Genomic DNA, 3,969 nt, shown 5'->3' on the forward strand with positions numbered 1-3,969 from the left:
CGGGGCCGCAGGCATGGGGCCACCGCGCTCGGGCAGGGCCGCAAGGCGGGCCCATACAGCGGGTGCGTCCGCGTAGGAGGTGTATTGCTTGAGCCAGTTGCGCAGTTCTGTCGCACTGGGGTGGTAGCTTGGGTTGAGGTAGCGGTTTGCCTCCACCTCGCCCAGCAGGACAGAGTCCGTCAGATGCGTGGTGCTACTGATTGCCTCGGCAAACGCGCCCATGCGCTGAAGGCGGAAAACGGCGCGGATATTGGTCGCTACGTCCGGTGGAAGTGGTTTGGGCAGGGCAAGATCATCCCCTTCTGGAAAAGCCCGGCGTGGCAGAACCATCGCCAGCTCTTCGCTGTGCGGTTCCGCCCCGTGGTCCGGGGTGCTGGCGTGGGCTCTCGTCGTGTTGACGGAAGCGCTGGCCAAAAGAGCGGCTCCAGCCAAAAAGGCTTTTGCCGCGATCTGATGAGGAATTTGACCTATCGCTCGCATGGCTGGCGGGGTCTAGGCGTTTTGTGCGCAAAAAGCAAGTTTACTCTGTGTAAACATTGGTTGGCGGGTTTTAGAAACCGTTGTGTTCTTTGGCGTAACGCGTTTGTTTCTGCTTATGAAGTTCTTTGTTTTTCAAAGGTATCTGGCGTTATTTCATGCTGTAATTCTTTGTGACGGACAAGGCGATATTACAGGCATGGTCATGGTTGCTTTAGGGGGTGTCGCGCAGTGTTTTCATCACCATCATCAGCGTTTGCCATATCTCCCGCCGTGCGGTGGGGGAGGCGCGGAGCTGGAGCGGGTGGCGCATGGCAATTACGGGGATGGACCCATGGCCGGGTAGCTCCAGCACGGCCCAGTCGCGCCGTGGGGGTGTGGTGCCCGCGCCAAGCAGCATGGTTGTGGGCAGGCGGCCGCACAGCACAAGGCGGCGGGGGGCCAGCAGGGTAATTGCACGCTGGAGGAAGGGCAGGCAGATCCGCTGCTCTGCATCCGATGGCGGGCGGCCCCCCGGCGGACGCCACGGCAGGGCGGTAGCAAGGGCCAACTGGTCGCGCTCAAGCGGGAGTGGTGCCAGCAGGGTATCAAGCAAGGTGCCGCACAGGCCCGAAAAAACAACACCGCTCCGGTCTTCGTCCGCGTCCGGGGCCTCGCCAATCAGCATGAGCGGGGCGTTGGGCGGGCCGGAGGGGACAAGCGTGTGCATGGCGGTGCCGCGCAGGGAGCACGCCCCAAACTGCTCCATGGCATGGTGCAGGGCATCGGGCGTTGTGGCCTGTGCCGCAGCCTGCCGGGCAAGCTCTATGGACTCGCCCAGACTGGGCAGTGCCGTTCCATCCCCTGTGTGTGGGTGGTACTGGGGCGGGGGTATGGGCGCACCCGTGCGGCCTGCTGCGGTGGAATTGGCGGCTCCTGCGGCTGTGCGGGCAGGTTGGGGCGCGGGGGTACGCGGTGCGTGTGCCGGGGGCAGACGGAAGGCCCCGGCCCCGCTCTGGCGGTGGTCCGTGGCGTGGTCGGTCACGGCGGTGTCCACCCCCCATTCAGTATAGAGGCGGAGGAGGGAGAGGGCGTCGTGCATTATTCTACCCCTAGCACAATCACGGGTCAGAGCAGAATATGGCGTGAACGGTTTGGTGGTTTGGCATGAGCGCGGTAGAGAAAAACCAGCCGTTCATGTCGTTCCTCCTTGCCACGCTGGCAGGTGTGGGGCGGATGCTGCGGCAACCCGGTGCTGCCGCCTCAGCTTGAATAGGGTTCTTATGCTGTTTTGTCGCCTTATGCCTACGGTTTTCCTGCTCAGTGCTACAATGCTGGTATCGCCCGCATTGGCAGCCGTACCCGAACCCGGCCATGGCCCGCTCCATAAAGATGGGCCTGTGGAGCGGACCGGGAGCGGACATATCGATTCGGAAGCCTATCTGCGCGGCATCGTTGCCGTGCGGATGGGGGATGACACACAGGCCGCTCAGGCCTTCCGCACCGCCTTGCAGGCAGACCCCGCCAATACAGAGCTGTTGCGGCAGGCGTTTGTGCGCAACGTCATGGCGGGTGACCCACAGGCCGTGGAGCTGGCGCATCTGGTAGAAAAAACACCACAGGACCGGAGCGTGGTCTCCGCCCTTGTTCTGGGGAATGATGCTGCCGTCCGTGGCGCATGGCCGATGCCACGCAGTATTATCGCCGTGCGGGCGAGGACCCCATGACCCACCTGATCCTGCCGTTACTGCTGGCCTGGTGCGAGCAGGCGCAGGGGCATGCCGATGCCGCGATAGAGAGCCTGCTACACCCGCAGACCCCTCTGCTGCTGCCGTTTTATACCCTGCATGCCGGGATTATCGCGCAGGTGGCGGGGCAGTCCGAGCGGGCGGAAGCCCTGTTTGAACGGGCGCAGAAGATTATGCCGGGGGAGGACATGCTCCTTGCCCGCTCTCAGGCCGCATGGTTGTGGAACCATGGCCAGCAGGAGAAGGCGCGCGCCACTCTTCGTAAGCTGGTGGAGGCGGACAGCATTCTGGGGCTGGCAGGTCCGGCGCTACAGGCCAATATTAGCCACTACCCCGTAACCTCCATGCGCGAGGGTATTGCCCATGCCTATGTGCTGAGCGCTTTTCTGCTCCGCCAGCAGGCGCGTGAGCAGGGGGCGGAGGGCGAGGGCGGCGCCCTTAACCTGTTCCAGATCAACGAGGCCGCACGCCTTATGCTGGGCTTTGCGCTGGGTATGGACCCCACACTGGTGGATGCGCGTCTTATGCTGGCCGAAATTCAGGATAACGAGCAGCATTTTACCGCCGCGCGGGAAACGCTGGCCCATGTGCCCCCGCAGGACCCGCTGGCCATTGTGGCCACACTCCGCCTTGCGGTGCTGGAGACAACCAACGACCACCCTGAAGAGGCCATTCCTTTACTACGGCATCTGTCTGAGCAGGCACCGGGGCGGATTGTCATAGAGCGTGCGCTGGGTACAGCACTCAGCCAGACCAAAGACTGGAAAGGTGCGATAGCCGCCTATACCCGTGCGATTGATCTGGCCAACGCGCAAAAAATGCCGGACTGGACACTCCTGTTCCTGCGCGGCATGGCCTACCACGAGGCGGGCGACTGGGCTGCCGCCAAGGCAGACACCCGCGCGGCTCTGGCGTACGCGCCTGATGAGCCGCTTTTACTCAATTTTCTGGGCTACGGCATGGTTGAACAGCATGAGGATCTGGCAGAGGCGGAAAAACTTCTGCGCAAGGCCCATGAGCTGGACGTGCATGATGCTGCCATAACAGATAGTCTGGGCTGGGTGCGTGTGGAGCGCGGCGACCTTGCCGGCGGTATTCCCCTGCTGGAAAAAGCAGCCGAGCAGACGCCCGAAGACCCCGAGGTCAATTACCATCTGGGCGAGGCCTACTGGCGAATGGGGCGCAAGGCCGAGGCCGTGGACCAGTGGAATGTGGCGCTGGGCCTGCACCCGAGTGCTGCGGATGAAGCCCTTATCCGCGCGGCGCTGCAAAAAGCAGGTGTGCCTGCCGCCCCTGCGGGCGAACAGTCTGCGGTCGCACCAGCCTCTGCCCAACCCGTTCAGGAACAAGGAAAACACACGCCGTGACCGTAGCTGCACTGGATGTTTCCACCTTTGCCTTTACAGAGGCCGCTCCCGCCAAGGTCAACCTGTACCTGCATGTGACAGGCCGCCGGGCCGATGGGTACCATCTGCTGGACAGTCTGGTTGTGTTCGCAGGGGCGGGGGACGTGCTGCATTACCAGCCCGGCCCCGAGCCCCTGCACCTGCACATTACCGGCCGCTTTGGCCGCGTGCTGGATGCATCGGCCGCAGGGGCTGACAACCTTGTCATCAGAGCGGCACAGGCGTTGCAGGCGCTGGGTGGCGCACAGGCCCACGTGCAGGGTGGTACGCTGGTGCTGGAAAAAAAACTGCCCGTGGCCTCGGGCATCGGGGGAGGCTCGGCAGATGCCGCCGCCGCCCTGCGCCTGCTGGACCGGGCG

At 63.6% G+C, this 3,969-nt stretch carries 4 protein-coding genes and 1 pseudogene; 3 read left to right on the plus strand and 2 right to left on the minus strand.

The features are described from left to right. Together JCM25146_RS20145 and JCM25146_RS15450 are read right to left on the minus strand one after the other, a co-directional pair. Positions 1–414 (minus strand): annotated as a pseudogene (locus JCM25146_RS20145) (lytic transglycosylase domain-containing protein); the annotation flags it as partial. A gap of 277 nt (positions 415–691) precedes the next feature. Continuing rightward, on the minus strand, positions 692–1,558 hold the full coding sequence (locus tag JCM25146_RS15450; protein WP_242401190.1) for a uracil-DNA glycosylase: 867 nt from the start codon (positions 1,556–1,558) through the stop codon (positions 692–694). Between the two features lie 199 nt (positions 1,559–1,757). Here JCM25146_RS15450 and JCM25146_RS24315 point away from each other — a divergent pair, with 199 nt between their 5' ends. From JCM25146_RS24315 to JCM25146_RS15465, 3 genes are all read left to right on the plus strand, one after another. Next, positions 1,758–2,183, plus strand: coding sequence for a tetratricopeptide repeat protein (locus JCM25146_RS24315; RefSeq protein WP_242401191.1), 426 nt, complete (start codon positions 1,758–1,760; stop codon positions 2,181–2,183). Beyond that, complete coding sequence (locus JCM25146_RS20150; RefSeq protein WP_242401192.1) at positions 2,135–3,571, plus strand: tetratricopeptide repeat protein; 1,437 nt, start codon at positions 2,135–2,137, stop codon at positions 3,569–3,571. The genes JCM25146_RS24315 and JCM25146_RS20150 overlap by 49 nt, the downstream gene beginning before the upstream one ends. Continuing rightward, a partial coding sequence (locus tag JCM25146_RS15465) for a GHMP family kinase ATP-binding protein (RefSeq protein ID WP_025829160.1) occupies positions 3,568–3,969 on the plus strand: 402 nt, incomplete at its 3' end. The genes JCM25146_RS20150 and JCM25146_RS15465, both read left to right, overlap by 4 nt.

It is taken from the genome of Acetobacter okinawensis JCM 25146 (assembly GCF_000613865.1).
GTDB classification, from domain to species: Bacteria; Pseudomonadota; Alphaproteobacteria; order Acetobacterales; family Acetobacteraceae; genus Acetobacter; species Acetobacter okinawensis.